18 protein-coding genes are annotated in these 23,182 nt (G+C 60.5%); 7 read left to right on the top strand and 11 right to left on the bottom strand.

Annotation, left to right across the window (positions count from 1 at the left end):
• Positions 1 to 5 precede the first annotated feature (5 nt).
• Positions 6 to 1,019 (top strand): GlxA family transcriptional regulator, encoded by a 1,014-nt coding sequence (locus FHT75_RS33520; RefSeq protein WP_047619668.1) that lies wholly within the window; start codon positions 6 to 8, stop codon positions 1,017 to 1,019.
• 6 nt (positions 1,020 to 1,025) lie between these two features.
• On the opposite strand, the gene FHT75_RS33515 is transcribed toward FHT75_RS33520, so the two are convergent.
• The 3 genes from FHT75_RS33515 to FHT75_RS33505 are packed head-to-tail and all read right to left on the bottom strand — an operon-like array spanning position 1,026 to position 4,688.
• Positions 1,026 to 2,306, bottom strand: a complete 1,281-nt coding sequence (locus FHT75_RS33515) for a M24 family metallopeptidase (RefSeq protein WP_063473468.1) — start codon at positions 2,304 to 2,306, stop codon at positions 1,026 to 1,028.
• A gap of 47 nt (positions 2,307 to 2,353) precedes the next feature.
• Entirely contained in the window at positions 2,354 to 3,445 is a 1,092-nt protein-coding gene (locus tag FHT75_RS33510; RefSeq protein WP_048338732.1) for an FAD-binding oxidoreductase, read from the bottom strand.
• Positions 3,435 to 4,688, bottom strand: coding sequence for an aromatic ring-hydroxylating oxygenase subunit alpha (locus FHT75_RS33505; RefSeq protein ID WP_063473470.1), 1,254 nt, complete (start codon positions 4,686 to 4,688; stop codon positions 3,435 to 3,437). Before FHT75_RS33505 ends, FHT75_RS33510 begins: the two co-directional genes overlap by 11 nt.
• A gap of 110 nt (positions 4,689 to 4,798) precedes the next feature.
• Between FHT75_RS33505 and FHT75_RS33500 the strand changes: the two genes are divergently transcribed.
• Entirely contained in the window at positions 4,799 to 5,686 is an 888-nt protein-coding gene (locus FHT75_RS33500; RefSeq protein WP_048338734.1) for a LysR substrate-binding domain-containing protein, read from the top strand.
• A 13-nt stretch (positions 5,687 to 5,699) separates the two neighbouring features.
• Here FHT75_RS33500 and FHT75_RS33495 read toward each other — a convergent pair whose 3' ends face one another.
• Positions 5,700 to 7,352 (bottom strand): acyltransferase, encoded by a 1,653-nt coding sequence (locus FHT75_RS33495; RefSeq protein WP_183845594.1) that lies wholly within the window; start codon positions 7,350 to 7,352, stop codon positions 5,700 to 5,702.
• Positions 7,353 to 7,510: 158 nt separating this feature from the next.
• Complete coding sequence (locus FHT75_RS33490) at positions 7,511 to 9,508, bottom strand: putative bifunctional diguanylate cyclase/phosphodiesterase (protein ID WP_063473473.1); 1,998 nt, start codon at positions 9,506 to 9,508, stop codon at positions 7,511 to 7,513.
• 180 nt (positions 9,509 to 9,688) lie between these two features.
• Here FHT75_RS33490 and FHT75_RS33485 point away from each other — a divergent pair, with 180 nt between their 5' ends.
• Entirely contained in the window at positions 9,689 to 10,726 is a 1,038-nt protein-coding gene (locus tag FHT75_RS33485) for a class I SAM-dependent methyltransferase (protein WP_047619669.1), read from the top strand.
• A 143-nt stretch (positions 10,727 to 10,869) separates the two neighbouring features.
• Here FHT75_RS33485 and FHT75_RS33480 read toward each other — a convergent pair whose 3' ends face one another.
• Entirely contained in the window at positions 10,870 to 11,262 is a 393-nt protein-coding gene (locus FHT75_RS33480) for a DoxX family protein (RefSeq protein ID WP_047619591.1), read from the bottom strand.
• 154 nt (positions 11,263 to 11,416) lie between these two features.
• On the opposite strand from FHT75_RS33480, the gene FHT75_RS33475 reads away from it, so the two are divergent.
• The gene (locus tag FHT75_RS33475; RefSeq protein ID WP_028756998.1) at positions 11,417 to 11,794 is read left to right on the top strand and encodes a winged helix-turn-helix transcriptional regulator; all 378 of its coding nucleotides are present in this window, start codon (positions 11,417 to 11,419) and stop codon (positions 11,792 to 11,794) included.
• Between the two features lie 55 nt (positions 11,795 to 11,849).
• On the opposite strand, the gene FHT75_RS33470 is transcribed toward FHT75_RS33475, so the two are convergent.
• The gene (locus FHT75_RS33470) at positions 11,850 to 12,344 is read right to left on the bottom strand and encodes an Lrp/AsnC family transcriptional regulator (RefSeq protein WP_063473475.1); all 495 of its coding nucleotides are present in this window, start codon (positions 12,342 to 12,344) and stop codon (positions 11,850 to 11,852) included.
• Positions 12,345 to 12,517: 173 nt separating this feature from the next.
• Here FHT75_RS33470 and FHT75_RS33465 point away from each other — a divergent pair, with 173 nt between their 5' ends.
• Positions 12,518 to 12,724 (top strand): hypothetical protein, encoded by a 207-nt coding sequence (locus tag FHT75_RS33465; protein WP_183845595.1) that lies wholly within the window; start codon positions 12,518 to 12,520, stop codon positions 12,722 to 12,724.
• A gap of 28 nt (positions 12,725 to 12,752) precedes the next feature.
• Positions 12,753 to 16,460 carry a trifunctional transcriptional regulator/proline dehydrogenase/L-glutamate gamma-semialdehyde dehydrogenase gene (gene putA / locus FHT75_RS33460; protein ID WP_183845596.1) on the top strand — a complete coding sequence of 1,236 codons (3,708 nt, stop codon included), beginning with the start codon at positions 12,753 to 12,755 and terminating at the stop codon, positions 16,458 to 16,460.
• A gap of 427 nt (positions 16,461 to 16,887) precedes the next feature.
• Here putA and FHT75_RS33455 read toward each other — a convergent pair whose 3' ends face one another.
• Genes FHT75_RS33455 through FHT75_RS33440 form a run of 4 tightly spaced genes read right to left on the bottom strand, consistent with a single transcriptional unit; the run spans position 16,888 to position 21,458 of the window.
• Positions 16,888 to 18,087, bottom strand: coding sequence for a mandelate racemase/muconate lactonizing enzyme family protein (locus FHT75_RS33455; RefSeq protein WP_183845597.1), 1,200 nt, complete (start codon positions 18,085 to 18,087; stop codon positions 16,888 to 16,890).
• A 17-nt stretch (positions 18,088 to 18,104) separates the two neighbouring features.
• Complete coding sequence (locus FHT75_RS33450) at positions 18,105 to 19,466, bottom strand: mandelate racemase/muconate lactonizing enzyme family protein (protein ID WP_183845598.1); 1,362 nt, start codon at positions 19,464 to 19,466, stop codon at positions 18,105 to 18,107.
• 59 nt (positions 19,467 to 19,525) lie between these two features.
• Positions 19,526 to 20,692, bottom strand: coding sequence for a mandelate racemase/muconate lactonizing enzyme family protein (locus FHT75_RS33445; RefSeq protein WP_047619603.1), 1,167 nt, complete (start codon positions 20,690 to 20,692; stop codon positions 19,526 to 19,528).
• A 55-nt stretch (positions 20,693 to 20,747) separates the two neighbouring features.
• Positions 20,748 to 21,458 (bottom strand): GntR family transcriptional regulator, encoded by a 711-nt coding sequence (locus FHT75_RS33440; RefSeq protein WP_028757005.1) that lies wholly within the window; start codon positions 21,456 to 21,458, stop codon positions 20,748 to 20,750.
• A gap of 209 nt (positions 21,459 to 21,667) precedes the next feature.
• Between FHT75_RS33440 and FHT75_RS33435 the strand changes: the two genes are divergently transcribed.
• On the top strand, positions 21,668 to 23,146 hold the full coding sequence (locus tag FHT75_RS33435; RefSeq protein ID WP_028757006.1) for an ABC transporter substrate-binding protein: 1,479 nt from the start codon (positions 21,668 to 21,670) through the stop codon (positions 23,144 to 23,146).
• Positions 23,147 to 23,182: the final 36 nt, after the last annotated feature.

The raw sequence follows: 23,182 nt of genomic DNA, 5'->3' as shown, positions 1-23,182 counted from the left end.
TGACTATGCGACCCGATCAGCAACGCCAAGCAGACGACGCCGCAAGATCGGCTGGCCGGCTCAAGGTCGGGTTCGTTCTGGCGCGCTCGTTCACGCTGTCGGCCTTCGCACTCTTCGTGGATACGCTGCGGCTGGCGAGCGACGAGCAGGATCGCTCCGGAAGGCTTCTTGCCGACTGGCAGGTGATCGGCAGCACGAGGCACCTGATCACCGCGAGCTGCGGCGTCCAGGTTGCGCCGACCTCCGATTTCGTCGATCCGGCGAAGTTCGACTACATCGTGGTCGTCGGCGGCCTTCTGACGGTGGAGAACCCCGTCGACCAGCAGACCATCGCCTTTCTCAAGCAGGCGGATGCCAAGAAGGTGCCGTTGATCGGCGTGTGCACGGGTTCATTCATCCTTGCTGAGGCCGGCCTGATGAAGCGGCACGAAACCTGCGTGAGCTGGCTGCATTACAAGGAATTTCGCGAGCGCTTTCCCGAGCTCAGCGTTCGTTCCGACCGGCTCTTCAATCTCGATCGCCAGCGCGGCTCTTGCGCAGGCGGCAGCAGTTCCGCCGACATGGCGGCATTGCTGGTCAGGAAACGCATCAGCCGCGACGCCGAGCGAAACGCGCTTGAAGTGCTTCAGATCGAAAAGGCCCGGACGTCGGCGGATATTCAGCCGCGGCGACCGCTCTACGACGAGTATGAAGACGCCCGCGTCAAGGCGGCGATGATTGCGATGGAACAGTTCGTCGACGGCAGCATGTCGATTCAGAAGCTTGCCGCCATGGTTGGCCTGTCAAGGCGGCAACTGGAGAGGATCTTCATCGACAAGACCGGAATGTCTCCCGCCAAGGCCTATAATCGTGTTCGCATGGAGCGGGCGAAATCGATCCTTGCCCAGTCGAAGGCGCCGCTGATCGAGATCGCGCTCGATGTCGGCTTTGAAAACGCCTCGCAGTTCACGAGAACCTTCAAGCGCACATTCGGGCAGACGCCGTCGCAGCATCGCGCAGCCGCTTTGAGAGCGCACTGAGTTTACTCAGATCTCTTCCCACGGAAACGTGTCCAGCCGCTCGGCGCCCCTGGCCGTAATCAGAGCCTGGGTTTCCAGTTTGATGCTCTCGGATCCGGCTTCGGCGATCAGGCTTTCGACGTTGAGCACCATGCCCTCCTCGATGGCGCCGCTGAAATCAGGGTCGAAATCCGGATGCAGAAGGATCCCCGGCCACTCGTCCGCCATTCCGGTTCCGTGCAGCGCAAGCGTGTATCGATAAGGCTGGTATTTCTCCGGAATCCGCCACGACTGCGCGTTGAATTCTGCGAACGTCATGCCGGGCTTCAGGATTGCGAGATTGTGCTCGATCTGATCCCTGGCCGCCGCGTAAAGTTCCTTCTGCTTGGTGGTCATGGCGACATGCCCTGCGGTCCACGACCGCGAGAGGTCGGCGCAATAGCCGTAGGGTCCGATCATATCGGTGTCGAAGGATATCATTTCGCCGCGCTTGATGACGTAGTCCGAACACTCCTGATACCAGGGGTTCGTTCTCGGGCCAGCGGTCAAGAGCTTGGTCTCCAGCCACTCGCCGCCGCTGCGGGCGTTTTCGAAGTGAAGCTCGGCCCAGATTTCTCTTTCGGTGCGGCCGGGCTCTGACATCTCGTACATCCGCGCCATGCCGGCTTCGCAGACACGGATCGTCCATCGCATCAGCTCGATTTCGTCGGCGCTCTTGATCGATCGCGCCCGCTCCGCCAGTTCCTGGCCGTCGACAAGCGTGAAGCCGCGTTCGCGCAGTTCGAAGGCGCCGGCGGGTTCGAGCCTGTCCACCGCAACGCGCCTGTTGCTGCCATGGCTGCTCACGAGGTCCGCGACCTCGTCCGCCCAGGCTTTCAGGCGGGATTCCATCAGGTTGCCCGCCGTGAAGAATATCCATGACTTCGCCGGCCGGATCTCGTCGATGCCGGCAAGCCCGTCATTGACGTGCTCGGCGCCTTCGAATTCGAACAGTATCGCCGGTCCATCGGCGAGGATCAGAGCGTAGCGCGCGGCGTTGTGCATCGTCCAAATGCTCATATTCGATGAATCGAAGGCATATCGGATGTTGACGGGGTCATAGAGCAGCAGGGCGCCGCAGTCCCATTCGCGCATCGTCGTGCGCAGGCGCTCCAGACGATAGTGGCGAGCCCGATCGAGCGTCGTGGCCGGCACAGGACTGATAAGAGGCCGATCCGCTCCCTCAGGATTGAGATATGCCTGCTTCCGCTCATCCTTGAAGACCGTCGAGCCGGTCGGCTCAGCGGAATCGCTTTCGTCTCGCAGCATCGAAGTCAGTCCTTGTCGTCGGTGAATGGCGCGACGTTGCCGGGCGCTCAGCGCTCGATGACGAGATCGCTGAGCGGCTTCGAGCAGCAGGGCAGGAAGAAGCCGGCGTCGATTTCCCTTTGGCGAATTCCGCCATTGTGGTTCATGTCGACCGTCCCGGAGGCGAGCTTCGATTTGCAGGTGCCGCAGACGCCGTTCGCACAGGATGACGGTATCCTGACGCCCGCCTTCTTCGCGCATGAGAGCACACTCTGCTCGCCTGTTACCGCGATGCTGCGGGCCTGTTTCGAGAAGGTGACCTGGAAAACCTTGGCAGCCGCCTCCTGAACCGCGGGAATTTCGGGTTCGTCGATGACAGCGGCGTCGAAGCTTTCCTCCAGGTAGTTCGAGCCGGCGACGCCGAGTTCGGCGGCAATGCCGCGCGCAGCCGCCATGAACGGGGCGGGACCGCAGCACATCACGGTTCGCTCAGTGATATCGGGAACGGCAAGCCAGATATATTCTTTCGAAATGCGACCGGTCAGGCCGGGCCAGGACGGCTCGCCGGCAACGGTCTCCGGGAGAAAGTGGAGGCGAAGACCTTTCAGCCTGCGGGCGATGCAGGCGAGCTCGTCGCGAAAGATCAGATCCTGGGGCGTCCGGCCGGCATGCATGAAGACGACGTCGGCCGGTTCGCAACTGTCGGCGATCTCACGCAGAATGGACATGACGGGCGTAATGCCGGAGCCGCCGGACAAAAGCAGAAGCTTACGTCCCGCCGTCTGGGGCCTGACGAAGTGACCGAGCGGACCGCTCGCCTTGACGGCTGCCCCGGGAGCCAGCGTGTCATGAAGCCAGTTGGAGATCTTGCCGCCGGGAACGCGCTTCACCGTCACGGAGAAGGCATTCGTCCGATGCGGCGAAGACGAGATGCTGTAGCACCTGTTTTCCGCCTCTCCATTGTGCTCGAGATCGAACAGAAAATACTGTCCCGCCTTGAAGGCGAACCGCTTGCCCTCGCGCGATGCGAAGGTGAATGTCTTGACGTCGTGGGTCTCCTGCTGAACGTCGAGGCAAACGAGCGTGTCGTCTTCTTCCGGGTTCCAGACGTCGTCAAGAGCGGCCCTGGCTGCGGGCGCCTGCGGGCTCCTAGTATCCATGGGCGCGCATCCGGTCGATGTACCAGGTGGCGAACTTGTCGAGGTTCGTCTCGGAGAAGCGGGAGTAGGGGCCTGGCTGATAGGCCGGGTCGAGAGCGCCTGCATGGGAGCGCGCCACCAGATCGGCGTCCTGGTCGGTCGTTGCCACCCAGACATCCGTCAGCTTGTCGAGATCGTAATCCACGCCTTCGACGGCGTCCTTGTGGACCAGCCACTTGGTTCTGACCAGCGTCTTGCCCGCGGAGAGCGGGATGACGGTTGCCACCACCGCATGGTCGCCCATGAAGTGGTTCCAGCTGTTGTGGCCCCAAAGATGCATGTCGCCGAGATCCTTGCGGGTCATGTGCCCGAGCAGCTTGGAGGATGCGGCGGTGGCATCGTGGGTCTGGGATTCACCAGCGCCTGCGATGATCAGCCGCTGGGTGCGGAAATTTGTGGCGCAGTCGGCGAGTTGCTCGACGGCAGCCGAGGGAAAGCCGTCAGCCTCCCACGCCTTCGTCCGCTCTTCATACAGCCTGAAATGCTCCTCGGCCTGTTCGCGATCCTCCGGGCTCAGCGTCTCGGGGTCGAAGCCGAAGTCGAGATCGACGAAGGAGACGCAAAGCTCTGGATGGTTCGCGGAGCAATGGTAGCACTCGCGATTGTTCTCCATCGTGAGCTTCCAGTTGCCGTCCTCGATGACGTCGGTCTGGTGAGCGATCTTGGCATTGCGGATGTCGTAGGGAGCGAGGCGCTCGACCATGGCCTGTTCGAGGAGAGCGATGTCCTCGGGCGGATTGTCGGAGAGGCAGACGTAGATCAGCCCGCCGATCGACTTGAAGGTGACGGGCTTGAGGCTCCGACACTCCTTGTCGAAGTCCTTGCCCATGTGCGGGGCGTAGCCGAGCTCGCCCGTCAATTCATATGTCCAGGTGTGATAGGGACAGACGAGTTTTGAGACGATCGTCTTGCCCGGATCGAGAAGGCGGGAGCCGCGATGGCGGCAGACATTGTGCAGGACGCGAATTTCTCCGTCGTCGTCACGCAGGAGGATCAGGCTCGTCTTGCCGATGTCGATCACCGTGGCGTCGCCGGGTTCGGGAACGTCACAGTCGAGGCCGACACAGATCCAGTGATTGTGGAAGAAAACGTCGATGTCTGCTTCGAACACATCTTCTCTGACATAAAGCCCGGCCGGCAGCGAGTGACCGTTGGCACGAGCGTCGAGAAGGGCTGAAATGGAAGAAGGAAGTCTGTTTAGCATGAGAACCTCTTATGCGAGAGTTTCCCTAGATTGCCCTTGCATACCCGGCATTTCAACGGCATAAAAAATCACGTTCGCATAAGTTTTTATCATGCGAGGAGAGGTTTGCGATGCATTTCCGAAGACGGCTCCCGTCGCTGACGGCGCTGGTGACCCTGGAGGCGGTGCTGAGACGGAAAAGCTTCACCACGGCTGCGACCGAACTCGGTGTCACCCAGGCAGCGGTCAGCCGGCAGATTGCCTTGCTGGAGGAGGAACTCGGCCAGCCCCTATTCGTGCGCAAGCATCGAGCGATCGAGCCGACAACGGCATGCATCAACCTTGGCGCCACGCTGGCCAAGAGCCTTGCCGATATCGCCGAGAGCGTGGAAGCGATCCAGTCGCGCAGCCAGGACGTCGTGACGATAGGCGCGACCGTCGCCTTCTCTTCTTTCTGGCTGCTGCCGCGGCTGGCCGAATTCCGCCGGGCAAACCCTGGCATTCTGGTGCGGGTGATTTCCCAGGACAGCCCAATTGCCCTCGACGATGGAGAAGTCGACGTGGCAATTCGATACGGTGTGCCTCCCTTCAGCGATGGAACCGTCATCGCCTCGCGCGGCGACGTCATTTGCCCCGTCTGCTCTCCCGATTACCTCAGGCGCCGGGCAGATGGTCCGCTGGGCTCCGGTGACGAATTCATCGAAACCGATGTTCTCGATCGTTCCTGGTATAGCTGGGCGCAATGGTTTTCGCTGACCGGCGCCAACCTCGAGATAAAGCCGTCGCTGCGGTTCAATCATTATACCGAGACCATCGCAGCCGCGCGCGCGGGCCAAGGGATGGCATTGGGATGGCGGATGCTGGTCGGCACCTTTCTGGAGGATGGAACCTTGGTGCAGGCCGATGGCGGCGAGCTTGCCGCCGAGGATCGTTACAACGTCATCGTGCCGGTCAAAGCCAAGCGCAGCAATGCGCGCGACCTTGCCGCCGCATGGCTGACAGCATCACTGCACGGTTGATCGAAAACTATCGTCACAAACCCAGTCCCACAGTTGCCGTTCGGTGGACGCCTTTCGGGACGAAGGCGAAGCGATCCGCCAGGCCGAGGAAATCGGCGGCCAAGTGAATGACCGAAAGCCACATTTCCGTCCCCTGCAAGCCCGGTTCGCCGCCATCGGCAAACGGGAATCCCTCACTATCCCGCCATCGATCCAGAGCCTTCGATATGAGATTGCGGGCGATCGCTTCGCCATCGGCCCGCCTGTAGTCGGTCTGCCGGGCAATCAGCAGCAGGGGATGAATCGTATCGAGCAGGTTGCAGGCATTGTATTTCGCGCCGACGAAGCCCTTGTGGTTGCGATAGTTGAGGTGAACCGTTTCGAGCGAGGCGTGCGGGTGCGGAAGCGCTGCGCCAAACTGGGCGTAGGTGCCGCGTGTCAGCCGATAAAAACCGTTTACCGGTTGGAGCCATCCTTCCAGCGCAGTCGGCTCGCCCCATAGGCCGGAGACGCTGTTGGCATTGCGGCTCAGCCACTCGAAAAGTTCCTGCCGTGAATGCCGGATGCCGAAATACTTCGCATTGAAGTACATGGCGGTTCCAATCGCATCGACCACGCTGCCGGCATGCCACGCCCGGGTCGACCAGGGCAGGGCGCTTAGCCATTCATCGAGCTCTTCAGCGCCGAGCTCTACCGCATGGACAGCTTGCCGCGGGCTGGAGCCAAGCAGTTCAAGCGCATAGCCAACCGCAAGGACGTTATAGAGCGCTTTTGGATCATCCCTGAGCGCCTTGCCATACATGCGCAAATGCTCTTCCGGGAAAAGCCCGGTCTCCCGTTCCTGCAGGCCTTGCAGAAGACGGACGGTCTCGGATGGATCGAGGTCGGGTGGCAGGTGACCGAAGCCGGCGGCGATCTCGATGGCATCGCATAAATGCCGGATCGCCGGTCTGCGGACGCCGTCCGCTTCCAGCGATTCATAGGTTCCCTGCGGTTTCCAGCGTGCAAGGATATCGGGCCATTGGTCTTTCGCTTTCTGGCCGAGCCTGACCAACTGATCTTCGATGTCTCCCGTGCCGGATTTCCTGGGCGCCGAGCCTCGGCTCCGCAGCACCCGGGCCGGCACGCCGCCGGCAACCGCCATGGCGGGAATGTCGCCCGTGACAACCGCGCCGGCGGCGATCACCGCGCCATTTCCAATCGTGGCGCCATCGAGGATCACGCAATTGGCGCCGATCCAGACGTCGTCGCCGATCACTATGCCGATGCTGACGACACCCTGGCGGTGGATGGGAATGGCCGGATCGTCGAAGCCATGATTGAAGCCGACGATCGAGGCGTGCGAGGCAATCCGCACGCCATTGCCGCAGGTCACCGTGCCGGACACACAGGCATAGGGATTGATGGTGCAATCGTCGCCAAGGATCACTTGGCCGCGGACGAGTGCGTGCCCGGCGATCCAGGAGCGCTCGCCCATCATCAGGCTTTCGGTGAAGATCGCGGCATGCTCGGCGATATAGGACGTCTCAGCCAGCTCCGCATCGCATGATCGCCGGAGTTCCGCCTTGCGGGCCAGGTGGGCCGGATGACGGAGGTCCGACGCAATGTGTTCCCAGGTCAGGTATTGAAGCCTGCGCGCTTCCCGCTCTTCGCTCGCCGATATGTGATGGCTGTTGGCGTGATCCATCCTGCTCCTCATTCTCAGGTTCAGCCGCTGAATATTCGTCTGCCTTCAGCGATCCATTGCCTCGCTGCATCAGACTGCCTGATCCGTTTAAAAGCAAGACATCCGACACGCGCCGATCATCGGCAACGTGCGGAGCAACCGGAAACCGTGAGATCGAGTTATGCCGCGCTCAGAAGTTCAGCGCTAACCGGCATTCCCATATGAAAGCCCTGGACACGGTCGATGCGAAGATCCTTGAGAAGGGAAAATTGTGCTGCAGTTTCGACGCCTTCCACCAGGATCGTATTGCCACGATTGCGGATGAGAGCAATCATGTCCTGAAGCATCATCAAACCGCGTGGGTTCGAGCTGTCGTGCAGGAAGGTTCTATCGACCTTGACCGTCTGAAACTCGATTGCCCTCAACCAGGAGAGACCCGCGAAGCCGCAGCCGAAGTCATCAAGCCAGATTTCGACGCCGAGTGCCCGCAGATCGGCAATGCATTTCAGCACCTCCGACTGCATATCCATGTCCAGGCCCTCAGTGACTTCCAAGGCCAGTCGCGACCCACAGACCCCGCACCGAGCAAGGATATCAGCGACACTGGCAGCAAAGCCGGGGGAACGCAGTTGTATTGGCGATACGTTGACGCTGACGGTAGCCATCCGATCGGTCATCAGTATATCACGGCATGCCGTCTCGATCGCCCACCTGCCCAGTTCGAGGATAGCGCCACTTCGTTCTGCAACGGGAATGAACGTCTTCGGCGAAACCGCGGTGCCGTCCGGCATCCTGAGGCGCATCAAAGCCTCGACAGCTCTTGGTTTCTCGTTCGTCACGTCGAAGATCGGTTGGTACACCAGCGAGACCAGTTTGCGATCAATGGCGGCCGCCAGCAGCGGGACGAGTTTACCAGCATAGTCGTCGGGGCGAGGCAACAACGGATCAAAACTACGAATGCAGTTTCGGCCACTTGCTTTGGCATTGTAGAGAGCGAGGTCGGCTTCACGGACTATTCGTTCAACTTTCTCTCCAAGTTTCTCGCGGGTGAAGGCGACGCCGATGCTGACGGTTACGATCGACATATCATCTGGTCGCTCGTCGTGAGCAATCGCCAGAGACTCGACTTCCATTCTGATCTTCTCGGCGAGAACCATCGCGACCTTGGGGAGGGCAGCCGGCACGACCACGATAAATTCCTCGCCACCATACCTGCCGATCATGCCATCGGACGACTCTACAAGTGCCTTCAGCGCATTGGCGATGACAGTCAGGCATCGGTCTCCTTCCTGATGTCCGTAGCGATCATTGAAGCGTTTGAAAAAGTCGACGTCGATGAGGAACACGGAGAAGTCGCGGCGTTCGTCTTTCCAAGCGGCCCAGCATTCGTCGAGTCGCCGATCCAGCGCGCGTCTGTTGCTTATGCCTGTCAGGTAGTCAGTATGTGAAAGCTCGAGCAGGGACCTTCCGCGCTCGGACGCTTCCCAGTGCTGGTGGCGAGCCTCCGCCGCGTTCAGCAACACGTTTCGACGCTCTACGTTCAAGCGCCAATTGACGAAAGACGTGAAGACAAAGCACGAAATGTAGAACAACCCGAAGGCAAGCTTGTAGGTTTGGCTTGAAGGAAAAAATTCCTCGATCGTAACGAAAAATGCGCATAGAACGAGGCTCGAGGTGATCACCGAAAGCCGAAACGGGAAACTGAAAAAAAGGTTGGCGCCCATCATGAAGATGGCGCCGAATATCATGTAGTATGACATGGCGGTGACGTCGCGGGTGGCAATCGCCGGGTACAGCCAGCCCACATAGCCCACAAGCAGCGCAGCGGCACATGTGATGTCAAGCCAGACGGTTTTCGCATTTGCCAGTCGCAAGATTTCGAAAGCCAGCAGAGCGACCGTTGCAACGACGAATCGCGCGGCGATCGTCACAGGGGCAACGTCGGGGATCAGCCATCGGTCTGGAAGTGCGAAGGCCACATAAACGGCGACCGCCATCCAAAGACCATGCCGTGAGCTCTGCCTTCGGACAGCATCATTTTCAGATTTCAGAGACTTGAGGGCCTCGGCAAATGAAAAGCTGGCGGTTGGTTCGTCGCGCTGGACGTTAGCGCAAGCCGCGATCATGCAACAACACCGGTCTGACAACGATCTAAAGTAAGTTGAAAAGTAAGCCATACTTCGGCGCCCTCCAAAATCACGTTCGGCAACCTGCAACCGGTTTGTCTTATTGCTTAGCTTTGTTAGAGGGGTGGCATCTGACCCGCAATAGTAGAAATACCCTTATCCCGTGTAGATTCTAGTCGCATCCTATTTCGAGGTTGATTATGCTTAATGCTATGTCAAAGAGGTCTCGAAATGGTACAAAGCCTGGTCTTGGACGGTGAAAGTCTTGTCGCGCCAGGTGAAATTCGTCGGGCGGCAAGGAGGCTTGCTGCCCCAGATCCCGGCCACCTTGTCGTTGCGAGTGCCGAGCTTGCCCTCAGCCTTGACGTGTCGATCCGTCAGTTCAAATCCGGCGTCGAGCCTCATGCGATCATCGAGCGTCTGACCGCCGCCTTGCATCAGATACGACGGCGCTTTCATCCGGAGGTATGGGACGTCATCGTTCCGATCGCGCAATCTCATCCAGTTGCTCACTATCTTCATCAAGATCCATTGACCCGCTGGTCGTTCGAAAAGCCGCGCGGCTATTCTGGCGACGCACGCCTTCTCGACTTCATCTACGGCAGACCTGAGATTGAGGACGCTGTCTTATCGGCCAGCAACTTGGGCCGTTCGATCTACGCCTACACTCGAAATGCTTCGTCATCCCTAGCGGTAAGGGAGCGTCGAGACATTCTGGCTCGCCGCGTTGACGAAATCGCTTCGGCGCGGCCTGGTTCCACCGAAGTCCTCGCCATCGCGGCGGGGCATCTTCGTGAGGGGCCTTTGTCGCACGCTCTCGGTGCCGGCGCGATCAAACGCTGGGTGGCTTTGGATCAAGACCCGATGAGCGTTGGAACCGTAGCCCGCGATTTCGCCGGCACGTCCGTCGAGGCGGTGAGCGGTTCGGTCAAATCCCTGATCGGTGGAAGACATGCGCTGGGAATGTTCGATTTCGTCTATGCCGCGGGTCTCTACGACTATTTGCCGGACCCGGTCGCCGTAAAGCTGACCAAGAAGTGCATCAGCATGCTCAAGCCTGGCGGCACATTCCTATTCGCCAATTTCTCTCCGGAGACGGAGGTCGATGGCTATATGGAGACATTTATGAACTGGGCGCTGCTGTTGCGGTCAGAACGAGAGATGGGCTTGATCGCCGGTGAAAGCGTGACGGGGACGGATATGAAGGTGTCTGTTTGGTCCGGCTCAAACCGCAGCATTGTCTACTGTGAAATTCAAAGACCGCATTAGGCCCCACGTTGGCTCGACGGCTTGCCGAACTTCAGCGCCTGCTCGGCCGCCAAGGTCGCGCTTCGCTGGACAACGGGGCGCAAGGAACAGCGCCACCGGGGCAAAGTCGTCTTCCGGCGAGCCGAAACGCGCGAGCGCGCTCATCAGCGCGCTGTGGCATGGACGGAAGGGGAAGGGACATCGCGGGCGTCGTTCTGCGTCATGAATGAGGTGACCAGCAGCGCCAGGCCGATCGCCGCTGGCAGAGCGCCGGCGGGTTTTCGAACGCCGACATGGGCGAGGCCCGACAGCAGCAGGTGAAAGAAGATGCCTGCATAGGCGAGATCGCTGAGCGGCACGCTGACGCGGGAAAGGATCGCGGCCGGGCCGAGAACCTTGATGATGATCATGAACGGAATGAGATAGGAAGCTTGGAATCCGAGTTCTGCCAGAACCTGGCGAACCCAGTCTCGCTTGGTGACATAGATGGCGGCTGAGGCGAGGTAGAGCACGGATAGAAGCGCCGTGCTGATCCAGTACACGTAAAATTCAGGCATGAGTTCATCCCTGTCGCTGCCCACGCAGCAACATTCCTCTCGTCGAGTCTGTCGGTTTGTTTTTGGGAGGCGCCTTTCTGCGCTCCCTTGTGCATGCAGAGAAATGTCGTCTAAGATTCATATTTGCAAGTAGGATGAATTACTTGCTGTTAGTATGGAAAAGCAGACCATGGTTGAAGAAGAAGGCAATATGCATGAGGAGATGCGCCGCGCATTCGCGTTGCTTTCGGGAAAATGGAAGCTGGAAATCATGTGGCTGCTCAATCAACGGGTCTATCGGTTTGGCGAATTGAGGAAGGCTATTCCCGGCATCACCCAGCACATGCTGACGGCGCAACTTCGTGAGCTCGAAGCAGACGGCCTCGTGTCCCGCACCATCTTTGCGGAGGTTCCTCCGCGCGTCGAATATGAGATCACACAAAAGGCGCGGGGCCTCGGCCCCACCATGGAAGCTTTGACGGCATGGTGGAACGAGTACGGCAAGAGCGTGCCGGTAAAGCCGAGCGCACGCGGCCGGAAAGCCAGAGCATGATGCTAAAAAGTGCGCGCGGTCTTGAACTGCGCCGGGCCGGTCGCCGGCAATAGGTTCACGAAAGACTCGAACCGAACTTGTCCCAGCCTTCCTTGATCGTCTCCATCGCGACATTGGTCGATGTGTTGGCAACGTGGGGCAGCGTCGAGATGCGCTCGCCGAGGACGCGGCGGTAGCGGCCGATATCGCGTGTGCGGATCTTGAGCAGATAGTCGAACCTGCCGGCGATCATGTGGCACTCTTCGACTTCCCTGATCTTCTTGATGGCGTCGTTGAAGCTTTTCAGCGCGTCTTCGCGGGTATCGGAAAGTTTCACCTCGACGAAAGCGATATGGTCGAGCTGCATTTTCGATGGATTGAGGACGGCCTTGAAGCCCTCGATATAGCCGTCGCTGATGAGCCGCTTGAAGCGGATCTGGCACGGCGTCTTCGAGAGGCCGACACGCGCCGCGAGATCGGTGATCGACAGTCTGCCGTCCTCGGCAAGAGCCGCGAGGATTTTTCTGTCGAACTGGTCCAATTCACTAAAGATATCGGGTTCAGTAGCCATTTTAACTCTCAAGAGTACTTTAATAAGTTCATACAGGCTTAAAGCTGCGAAAATCAAGTGAGATCGCGATGCACGATCTGTGATACCTTATGCATCGGCAATGGGATGGAAGGCGCAGGCGCTCGACGCATCGTCGGGATCGCATCGGCGCCGCAGGAAAAATGGGGTCACGCATGCGTTGGGAAGAACCGGATGACGATCAGAAGCCGGACCTGCTCGCTCACTACCGGCCGGTGGCGATAAGAGCGGTTGCAGCAGCACTCACCCTCAAGCGCAACAGGCCGGATGCACGTCCGCTTCGCGAGACGGAATATTCCGGCCCTGTTGTCTCGGACGACGCTGACTGGGACGTTGAACCCGGCGTCTCATTCATCCGTTAAAACCAGATATCGACCGATAGGGACCTTCATGTTGAACGCAGCGATCGACACTCCTCCATCCAAAGACCCCGCCGACGGCGCGCCGTTCTCGGCCTTTGCGCCACCGATCCGGCCGCAATCGGAACTTCGCCAGGCGATCACGGCAGCCTATCGCCGGCCGGAAACCGAATGCCTGCCGCCGCTGGTCGCCGCCGCGCGCGTCTCCGAGGCGAAACGCTATGACATCCGCAGCACGGGCCGTAGCCTGATCGAGGCCTTGCGCGCCAAGCACAAGGGCACCGGTGTCGAAGGGTTGGTGCAGGAATATTCGCTCTCCAGCCAGGAAGGCGTGGCGCTCATGTGTCTTGCCGAAGCGCTGTTGCGCATTCCCGATACCGACACGCGGGACGCGCTGATCCGCGACAAGATTGCCGAAGGCAACTGGACCTCCCATATCGGCGGCGGAAAATCCCTGTTCGTCAACGCCGCCACCTGGGGTCTCGTCGTCACCGGCAAACTGACATCGACGGTCAACGACCGGAGCCTGTCGGCAGCCCTGACGCGGCTGATCGCGCGCGCCGGCGAGCCGGTCATCCGTCGCGGCGTCGATATGGCGATGCGCATGATGGGCGAGCAGTTCGTCACCGGCGAGACGATCGCAGAGGCGCTGAAACGCGCTCGGCCGCTCGAAGCGCGCGGCTTCCGCTATTCCTACGACATGCTGGGCGAAGCCGCGACGACTGCCGCCGACGCCGAGCGTTATTTCAAGGATTACGAAAAGGCGATCCACGCCATCGGCAAGGCGTCGGACGGGCGCGGCATCTATGACGGCCCAGGCATCTCGATCAAGCTTTCGGCCCTGCATCCGCGCTACGTGAGGTCGCAGGCCGGCCGGGTGATGGGAGAGCTGCTGCCGAAGGTCAAGGCGCTGGCCGTTCTCGCCAAGACTTATGATATCGGCCTCAATATCGATGCGGAGGAGGCTGATCGGCTGGAGCTTTCGCTCGACCTCCTCGAAGAGCTTTGCTTCGCCCCGGAGCTTGCCGGATGGAACGGGCTGGGCTTCGTGGTGCAGGCCTATGGCAAGCGCTGTCCCTTCGTCCTCGACTACATCATCGATCTGGCACGCCGGTCCGGGCGCCGGATCATGGTCCGTCTCGTCAAGGGCGCCTATTGGGATGCGGAGATCAAGCGCGCCCAGCTGGACGGTCTCGACGACTATCCGGTCTATACCCGCAAGATTTACACCGACGTTGCCTATGTCGCCTGCGCGCGCAAGCTGCTGAACGCGCCCGATGCGGTGTTCCCGCAATTCGCCACGCATAATGCCCAGACGCTTGCCACGATCTATCACCTGGCCGGTCCCGACTTCGCGGTCGGCAAATATGAGTTCCAATGCCTGCATGGCATGGGCGAACCGCTCTATGACGAGGTCGTCGGCAAGGAAAAACTCGACCGGCCCTGCCGCATCTATGCGCCTGTCGGAACGCATGAGACGCTGCTCGCCTATCTGGTGCGGCGTCTTCTCGAAAACGGTGCCAATTCCTCCTTCGTGCACCGCATCTCCGATCCGAATGTCTCGGTCGAGGCCCTGGTCGCCGATCCCGCCGAGATCGTCGCAGCCATGCCCGTCGTTGGCCTTCCGCACATCCAGATCGCCTCGCCAAAGGCTCTTTACGGCAGTGCCCGCGCCAATTCCGACGGCCTGGATCTCTCGAATGAGGCCACCCTCCTGGACCTGTCGCAGGCGCTCGCCTCTACGGCGGCTGCCCCATGGCGTGCGCTTCCCCTCCTTGCCGACGGCTCGACGGATGGGGTGACGCGCGAGGTTCTCAATCCTGCCGATCACCGGGACGTCGTCGGCACGGTCACGGAAGTGAAGGTCGAGGAGGCAGCCCGTATCGTTGCGATGGCCGCGGAACATGCGCCGCAATGGGCGGCCGTGCCGCCGGCCGAGCGTGCGGCCTGCCTGGATCGGGCGGCCGACATCATGCAGGCCCGCATCAAGACGCTGATGGGCATCGTCATGCGCGAAGCCGGCAAATCCGCGGCCAATGCTGTCGGCGAGGTGCGCGAGGCGATCGACTTCCTGCGCTACTACGCCGATCAGGCACGCAAGACCCTCGGGCCGTCGCATGCGCCGCTCGGCCCGATCGTCTGCATCAGCCCGTGGAATTTTCCGCTGGCGATTTTCACCGGACAGGTCGCCGCAGCCTTGGTGGCCGGCAATCCTGTGCTTGCCAAACCTGCCGGCGTCACGCCGATCATCGCCTCGGAGAGTGTGAAGATCCTCCACGAGGCGGGTGTGCCGGTGGGTGTCCTGCAGTTCGTGCCCGGCAGCGGCCGCCTCGGCGCCGGCATGGTCGGGGCTCCGGAAACGGCAGGCGTCATGTTTACCGGGTCGACCGAAGTAGCTCGTATGATCCAGGCGCAGCTGGCAGAACGGCTGTCGGCGACCGGCAAGCCGATTCCGCTGATCGCCGAGACGGGCGGTCAGAACGGTATGATCGTCGACTCCTCGGCATTGGCCGAGCAAGTGGTGGCCGATGTCATTGCCTCGGCTTTCGACAGCGCCGGTCAGCGCTGCTCTGCGCTTCGCGTTCTCTGCCTCCAGGACGATGTGGCCGACAGGACCCTCAATATGCTGAAGGGCGCCTTCCGGGAACTGACGATCGGCCGCACCGATCGGCTGAGCATCGATGTCGGCCCTGTCATCAATGACGGCGCAAAGGCGGAGATCGACCAGCATATCGAGAAGATGCGCGGCGCCGGCCGCAAGGTGGATCAGCTGCCGCTGCCCGAAAGTGCCGCGGCGGGGACGTTCGTTCCGCCGACGATCATCGAAATCAAGTCCTTGTCGGACCTGACGAGAGAGATCTTCGGACCGGTTCTGCATGTCGTCCGCTTCAAGCGAAACGGGCTCGACCGCTTGATCGACGACATCAACGCATCGGGTTACGGCCTCACATTCGGACTTCACACTCGGCTTGATGAAACGATCGCGCATGTGACCAGTCGCATCAAGGCCGGAAACCTCTACGTCAACCGCAACATCATCGGCGCGGTCGTCGGCGTGCAGCCTTTCGGCGGTCGCGGCTTGTCAGGCACAGGGCCGAAGGCCGGTGGTCCGCTCTATATCGGCCGGCTGGTGCAGCGTGCGCCCGTGCCGCCGCAGCAGGACTCCGTTCACACGGATCTCGCCCTTCGCGACTATATTGTCTGGCTCGACAAGAAGGGCTTGCCGGGTGAGGGGGAAGCGGCGCGTGGATATGCGAGCCGTTCGGCACTCGGGCTCGAACGCGAGCTCACCGGTCCGGTCGGGGAGCGCAATCTCTACGCGCTCCATCCCCGCGGCCGTATTCTTATCGTGCCGCAGACGGAAGGCGGGCTTCATCGACAGATCGCCGCAGCCCTTTCAACGGGCAACCACATCGTCGTGGATGCGGGCTCCCTATCCAAATCGGTCCTGGCGGACCTTCCGGCGGCTGTCGCCGGCCGGATTTCCTGGACATCGGATTGGGAAAAGGACGGGCCGTTCTCGGGTGCGCTCGTGGAAGGCGATCGCGAAAGGGTTCTGGCCGTCAATCAGAAGATCGCTCACCTGCCCGGTCCGCTTCTGCTGGTCCAGGCGGCGACAACCGAGGAACTGGCAAGCGACCCCGAGGCCTATTGCCTGAATTGGCTGCTGGAGGAGGTGTCGACGTCGATCAACACGGCGGCTGCCGGCGGCAATGCAAGTCTGATGGCCATTGGCTGAGCAGCAAGGCGAGGGCGCGTATCGCAGGTCTCGATTAGACTCGAGACGGAAAAGAGGTCCTCTTCCCGGGATTCAATCTCGATGCCTCGGCCCATAAGGGCAACGGGCGGCGATCCCGCCGCGACACGGTATTGGTGGCGTGAGGACAGAAGATTGGAAAGGTAGTTTCAGGAAGCCTCGCCGCCTTCATCTGTGACCACGGAATTCGCACTGGTGACCCAATGATGCGGTTTACTGCTAAGAGATTGGTGTTCACTGCCTCGTCTGGAGCGACCGTCGCCGGGCTCGAGGTAGTACCTACAGGCCGTTATCGGTGACCGCTGCTCAAGCGCGGCGAGGAGTTGCTTGCAGGTCCGCGGGGAGCACGATCTCCTTTCCCATACCGGCGGGCCTTACTGCGATTCACGTCATGCCGGTGGAGGGAGGTTCAGTCGAAGAAGCCCGCATCCTCTTCCCTGAGATATCTCCTGGCCGCTTCGGCGTCGATATCCAGCCCCAGCCCCGGCGCTTCCAGTAGGTCCACCATGCTGTCCTTCACGATCTGTGGCGGCAAGCCGACGACCAGATCCTCCCACCAGGGGTCGGAGGCGGTCGGATATTCGAACGCGATGTAGTTTGCCGGCAAGGTGGCGCAGACATTGATCAACGCGCCGAGCCCCAACAGGCCGTTGGCGGTGCCGTGCGGTGCCATCAGGATCGAGTGCATGTAGGCGTGTTCGGCGACCCATTTGAGTTCGGCAATACCGCCAATATCGGCTGGATCGGGGCCGATGACGCGCACCGCCTGCGTCTCGATCAGTTCCTTGAAATTGTGTCGCAGGTAGATCTGCTCGCCAGTGTGGATTGGCGTCGAGGTGGAGGTGGTCAGTTCCCGATAGGCCTGCGGATTGACCCACGGTACATAGTCGCCAGTCAGCATGTCCTCGAGCCACATCAAATTGTACTTCTCGACCGCGCGAGCGAATTTGATCGCATCGGGCAGCATCCAGCCCGGACCGCAGTCGAGCGCCAGGCTGACCTTGTCGCCCAGCACTTCCTTCATCGCGATCACGCAGTCGAGCATGTGATTGAAACCGCGCTCGCTGATCACGCCCTGATCCATGGCGCCGTGATAGCCGGCCTTCTGCTGCGTCACGCCGTAGTGGAAGCCGTCAATGGTGTCCTTCATGTTGGAGTGAAACGAGATTCCTTGCTTGATCATAAAGAAGTTCTGCGGCTGCTCCATCATCCATTTGACGTCAGCGGCGTAATCTTCCGGCCGGTCGCCCGTGCGTTTCCGGCGGATCGAGCCGTTGTAGACGCGTACCTTGTCGCGCACCTTCCCGCCGAGCAGTTTATAGGCGGGCACGCCCGCGGCCTTGCCGGCAATGTCCCACAGCGCATGCTCGATAGCGCTCACCGCCGCGCCGTACGGCTTGAACGAGCCGCGTTGGCGGATCTTCAGCATCACTCTCTCGACGTCGGTCGGGTCCTCGCCGATCAGCGCCTCACGGAAGTGCAGCACCCAGGGCTTGAGGTAGGACTTGGTGAACTCGACTTCGCCCAAGCCATAGAGACCCTCGTCCGTGACGATGCGAACGATCGGGTGTTTGCCGATAACGGCGCATCGCAGATCGGTGATCTTCATCTTTGTTCCTTCTCGCCTCAGCTCCAGGTGCGATCCCATGAATATTCATCGTCCCAGTGATCCGTGGGCTGCCAGATGCCGGTGACACCCGGCTGTAGATGCTGCGAGATCACCTCGTCGACGACGTCGTCAATTCCCAGGCCCGGCTTGTCCGGAACAGTGATAAAGCCGTCCTTCACGAGCGGCTTGGGAAGGCCGGTGACGATATCGTCCCACCAGTCGACATCGACAGAGTGGTATTCGAGCGCCATGAAGTTTTCGGTCGCGGTCGCCACATGTGCGGCAGCCATTGCGGCGATCGGACTTTCCGCCATGTGGATCGCCATGGCGACACCATGGTCCTGCGCCATATCGCCGATCTTCTTGGTCTCGAAGATGCCCCCGCTGGTGAGCAGGTCTGGATGGATAACGGAGAGGCCGCTGCTCTTGAGCAGAGGCTCGAAGCCCTCCTTGAGGTATATGTCCTCGCCGGTGCAGATCGGCACCGTGGTTGCGTCCTGCAGCTGTCGGTACTGCTCGGTGTACTGCCACGGGATCACATCCTCGAGCCAGGCTGGCACGTATTTTTCGATACGCCTGGCGAGGCGAATGCCGTTCTGCACTGAGATGTGGCCGATGTGGTCGATGGCAAGCGGAATATCCATGCCGATGACCTCACGAACCTCGGCAATGTATTGCTCAAGGAAGTCGAGGCCCTTGTCGGAAAAGTGGAGGCCGGTAAACGGGTGCGGGACGTTATGCACATCGTACGCCGCGTTGCGGATGCGCCGCTCTTCAATGGTCTTCAGCGGGCCGCGGCCGGGGTGGTCGCGGTATCCTTCAAGCGAGCCGGCAGGAGACACGACCGCACCCGGCACATCCGCAATCTGCATCAGCCCCAGATCCATCTTGAGGAAGGTGAACCCCAGCTCCATGCGTTGCTTGAGGCGCCTGCCGGTCTCTGTGCCGCTCGGCACGGTGGCGTCGGTGTCGCAATAGACGCGCACTTTCTCCCGAAACCGGCCGCCGAGCATCTGGTAGATGGGGACGCCATAGGCCTTGCCGGCAAGATCCCACAAGGCGATTTCAACCGCCGATACGCCGCCGCCTTGCCGACCGTGCCCGCCGAACTGCTTGATCCGGCGAAACAGGCGGTCGATGTTGCAAGGATTCTCGCCAAGCAACCGGCTCTTCAGCATCAGCGCGTAGGTGGCGCTGGCACCGTCGCGCACCTCGCCAAGCCCGACGATGCCCTGGTTGGTGTAGATCTTGAGCAGCACTGAGGTGAACGGCGCGCCGACAATTTCGGCTACCCGCATATCGGTAATGCGAAGGTCGGACGGCTTGGAATGCGTGTTCACCCGATTGAGCGCTTCGTCGGCTTCATCTGCCTCTGGCATGATTTATCCTCGTTCTGTCGGCGGGTTCGCCGCGCACGGCTGCGCGGCATAGAGCGTTGTTAATCCAGCTCTATCTCGTGGCTTTGAAGGTAATCGCGGTTCATTTCGACGCCGAGACCAGGTCTCGGCGTAAGCTTGAGGCTGCCGTTCGAAACATCGAGTGGCCTGTCGATGAGGTGATCGTATTTGCCCAGGTTCCACTCTGACGTTTCGAGTTTGTAGAAGTTAGGAACGGTCATCATCACCTGTGCTCCTGCAACCACGTTGATCGGTCCTGCGGCGTCGTGCGGCGAGACCGGGATGTAGTAGGCTTCGCACAGGGCAGAAATCTTCTTGAGTTCGGTAATGCCGCCGGTCCAGGTGACGTCAGGCATGATGTAGTCGGCGAGCTTGTTTTCGAGCACCGGCACGAAATCCCACTTCGTGTGGCCGCGCTCGCCCCACGAGATCGCGGCGCTGACCTTCTCTCGGACCTGCTTGAGGGCGTTGAGGCTCTCGGGCGGGCAGGGCTCCTCGAACCAGTCGATCTGACCGGCTTCCTCGAGGCTCCGACAGAGGCGAATGGCGGTGGGAACGTCGAACCGGCCATGCGCATCGATGAGAATGTCGACATCAGAGCCCGCCGTTTCGCGGATGAGTGCCGTGAGTTCGGCGGCTTCGCGCTCGTCCTTGCGGGTCATGCTGCCATCAAGATAGCCGTCCCGCTGTTCGCGGGACTGGCCATCGGCGGTGCGGCCCTGGTGGGGAAAAGGATCGAACTTGAGCGCCGTGTGGCCGGACTCGACGATGTCTCTAATTTCGCGGACCACAGCCTCCTTGCTGGTAAATTTAGCCTGGTTGGGATGGGTGTAGAGCGCGATTTCATCGCGTACCGGTCCGCCCAACAGCTCGTAAATCGGCTTACCAAGAACTTTGCCTCGGATGTCCCAAAGGGCGATGTCGATGGCGCTTACGCATTCGACTGCGGCGCCGCGACTGCCCATGTAGGTGAAGCTGCGGAATATCTTGTGCCAAAGATATTCGATACGCGCCGGGTCCTCGCCTGTTACCGCGGCACCGATCTGCCGCAGCATCGTGCAGAGGGCGCGGTTGGCGAGCCTTGTCGTGGTGGTGATCTCTCCCCAGCCGCTCACCCCCTCGTCGGTTGTCACTTCGACGAACAGAAACTCTCCCCAATAAGAAGCATCGGATCTGATTAACCACGGCCGAACGCTGGTGATTTTCATCTCAATTGCCTTTGTCTGAATTGGCCGGGAGAACGATATTCCCGGGCCCTGTAGTCTATCCTGCCCGAGCCGCGTTCCGCGCCCGCATGTGTTCGAGGATGTGCCGGCCGGAGCCTTCGACATGGCGTGCAATGAGTTCGCCTGCCTCGTTGGCGTTTCCCGCTTTTACATGCGCAATGAGTTCGCGATGCTCGCTCAGGATCGCGGCACGCCGGGCGAGCGTGAAGTTGAAACGCCGGCTCACGGCTCGAAGCACTTCGCGATGCTTCCACCAAAGCTCGGCGGCGTGGCGGTTGTAGTGCCTTTGGTACATTATGGTGTGAAAGGCGGTGTCCAGCTCGCTGTGCCTCAACGTGTCGGCGAAGTCGTTCTCTTCAATCAGGCCTTGGATGCGTTCGAGTTCGGCAATGTCCTCGACGGTGGCCATATTCACGAACCATCGCGTCAGGGCCGGCTCGATCAAGACTCCGATCTCGTAGATGTCCCGAACAAAATCCTGATCGATGGGCCGGACGCGCGCTCCGCGGTTGGGAACGAAGGTGACGAAGCCCTCTCCGCGCAACAGTTGCAGAGCCTCGCGCACGGGGTTGGTCGAAGTGCCGTGGCGCCGAGCGAGATCGGTGACCACAAGCCGTTCGTTGGCAGCGAGCCGCCCCTCGATGATGTCTTCCCTGATCAGTTGATAAAGCGAGGCACCCTCGCTGGAGGCCCCGATAGCGTCAATCCCTTCGGGCGGCTGCGCTTTAAAATCGCTTGTTTCGGCCAAGGCTGTCCCCAATAAATACACATATTGCTCGGATATCACGCGATCTTTCCGTAAACAATGTACGATTTCGCTAGTTGACAGGCAATCTATGATCTGAAAACGTATGATAAGCTCGAAAGGATACATTTGGCCGTAAATGTCCCACGGCCGCGAGCAAAGACCGCTCGCCTCGACGCAGAGCGGCATGGGAGAGAACCTGGAGGATACCTATGACGAGGATTTCACTCGGCGGTGCCGTCCTGCGCGGCACTGTCTCTACTGCTTTGATGGTGTCGTTGATGTCCGCGTCTGCGCTGGGTGCGCCGGTCGACTTGAGCAAGTGGTCGCCGGAATATGTGCGCTCCATTGCCGGCACGCAGGATTTTGACACGGCGGGCGATTGCGCCAAGGTCACCCCGCTCGACTACAAGGGGCGACTGACTTTCTGGTATCAGGGCGTCTTCGAGGGCGACCCCGACCTCCTGCGCCAGTATTACAAGGAGTTCTTCGAGACCTTCCGCAAAACCTATCCAAACATCCAGCTTGAGGAACAAGCCCTCACCTATAACGACCTTCTGGACAAGTTCCGGACCGCGCTCCTTGGCAATGCAGCGCCCATGGCGGTCCGCCTGCAAATCCTGGGTGGCACCGAGTTCGCCTCAAAAGGCTATCTGCAGCCGCTCAAACCCGAGGATGTCGGGTATTCGACCGAGGACTTCTGGCCGGGCGCAATGAAGGCCGTGACCTGGGAGGACGTGACCTACGGCATTCCCACCAACAACGAGACGATGGCGTTCATCTGGAACGCCGATATCTTCAAGCGGGCAGGCCTCGATCCGGACAAGGCTCCGGCAACGTGGGACGATGTCGTCAAGTATTCCAAACAGATCCACGACAAGCTCGGCATTGCCGGTTACGGCCTCGTGGCTCGCAAGAATGCCGGCAATACGCCGTATCGCTTCATGCCGCAGCTGTGGGCCTATGGCGGCGGCGTCTTCGACGAAGCCACCGCGAGCCCGACCTATAAGCAGGTCGAGCTCAATAGCCCGCAGAGCAAGGCGGCGCTGCAAGCCTCCTACGATATGTATGTTCGCGACAAGTCGGTTCCGGTTTCGGCACTCACCAACCAGCAGGCAGATAACCAGCCCCTCTTCCTCGCTGGCCAGCTCGGCATGATGATCTCGCACCCGTCCGACTACAACGTCATGCTCGACCTGCAGAAAAAAGCGACGGCTACCGACAAGGACAAGGCGCAGACCGTCATCGACAACATGCGCTACGGCCTGATCCCGACCGGCCCCGATGGCAAGCGTGCCGTCGTGTTTGGCGGCTCGAACATTCACATCCTGAAGCCCGAATATGTCGAGGGCGGCAAGGTGGACGAGCCGGCTGCAAAGGCGATCATCTGCATGTGGACGAGCCCCGAATGGTCGCTGAAGATGGCCTATGCCGGCTCGAACCCGGGAAACCTCAACGGCTTCAAGACCAAATGGATGAAGGAACGTCTTGATAACATCAAGTTCCTCGATGTCACGACCTCGATGCTGCCATACGGCATCCCGTTCCCGGCGCTGCCGCAGTCCCCCGAGATCATGAATATCATTGTCCCGGACATGCTGCAGAATGCCCTGACCGGAGCCATGACCGTCGACCAGGCAGCGGACGACGCGGCCAAGAAGGTAAAAGAGCTGATGGACGGCGGACTCTAGTCCAGGCCTGACCACGACCTGACCGGCTGCGCCGAG

Source organism: Rhizobium sp. BK112 (assembly GCF_014193215.1).
Classification (GTDB): Bacteria; Pseudomonadota; Alphaproteobacteria; order Rhizobiales; family Rhizobiaceae; genus Rhizobium; species Rhizobium anhuiense.
Note: the sequence above shows the minus strand (reverse complement) of the source record. Positions and strands in the feature narration are given on the sequence as shown.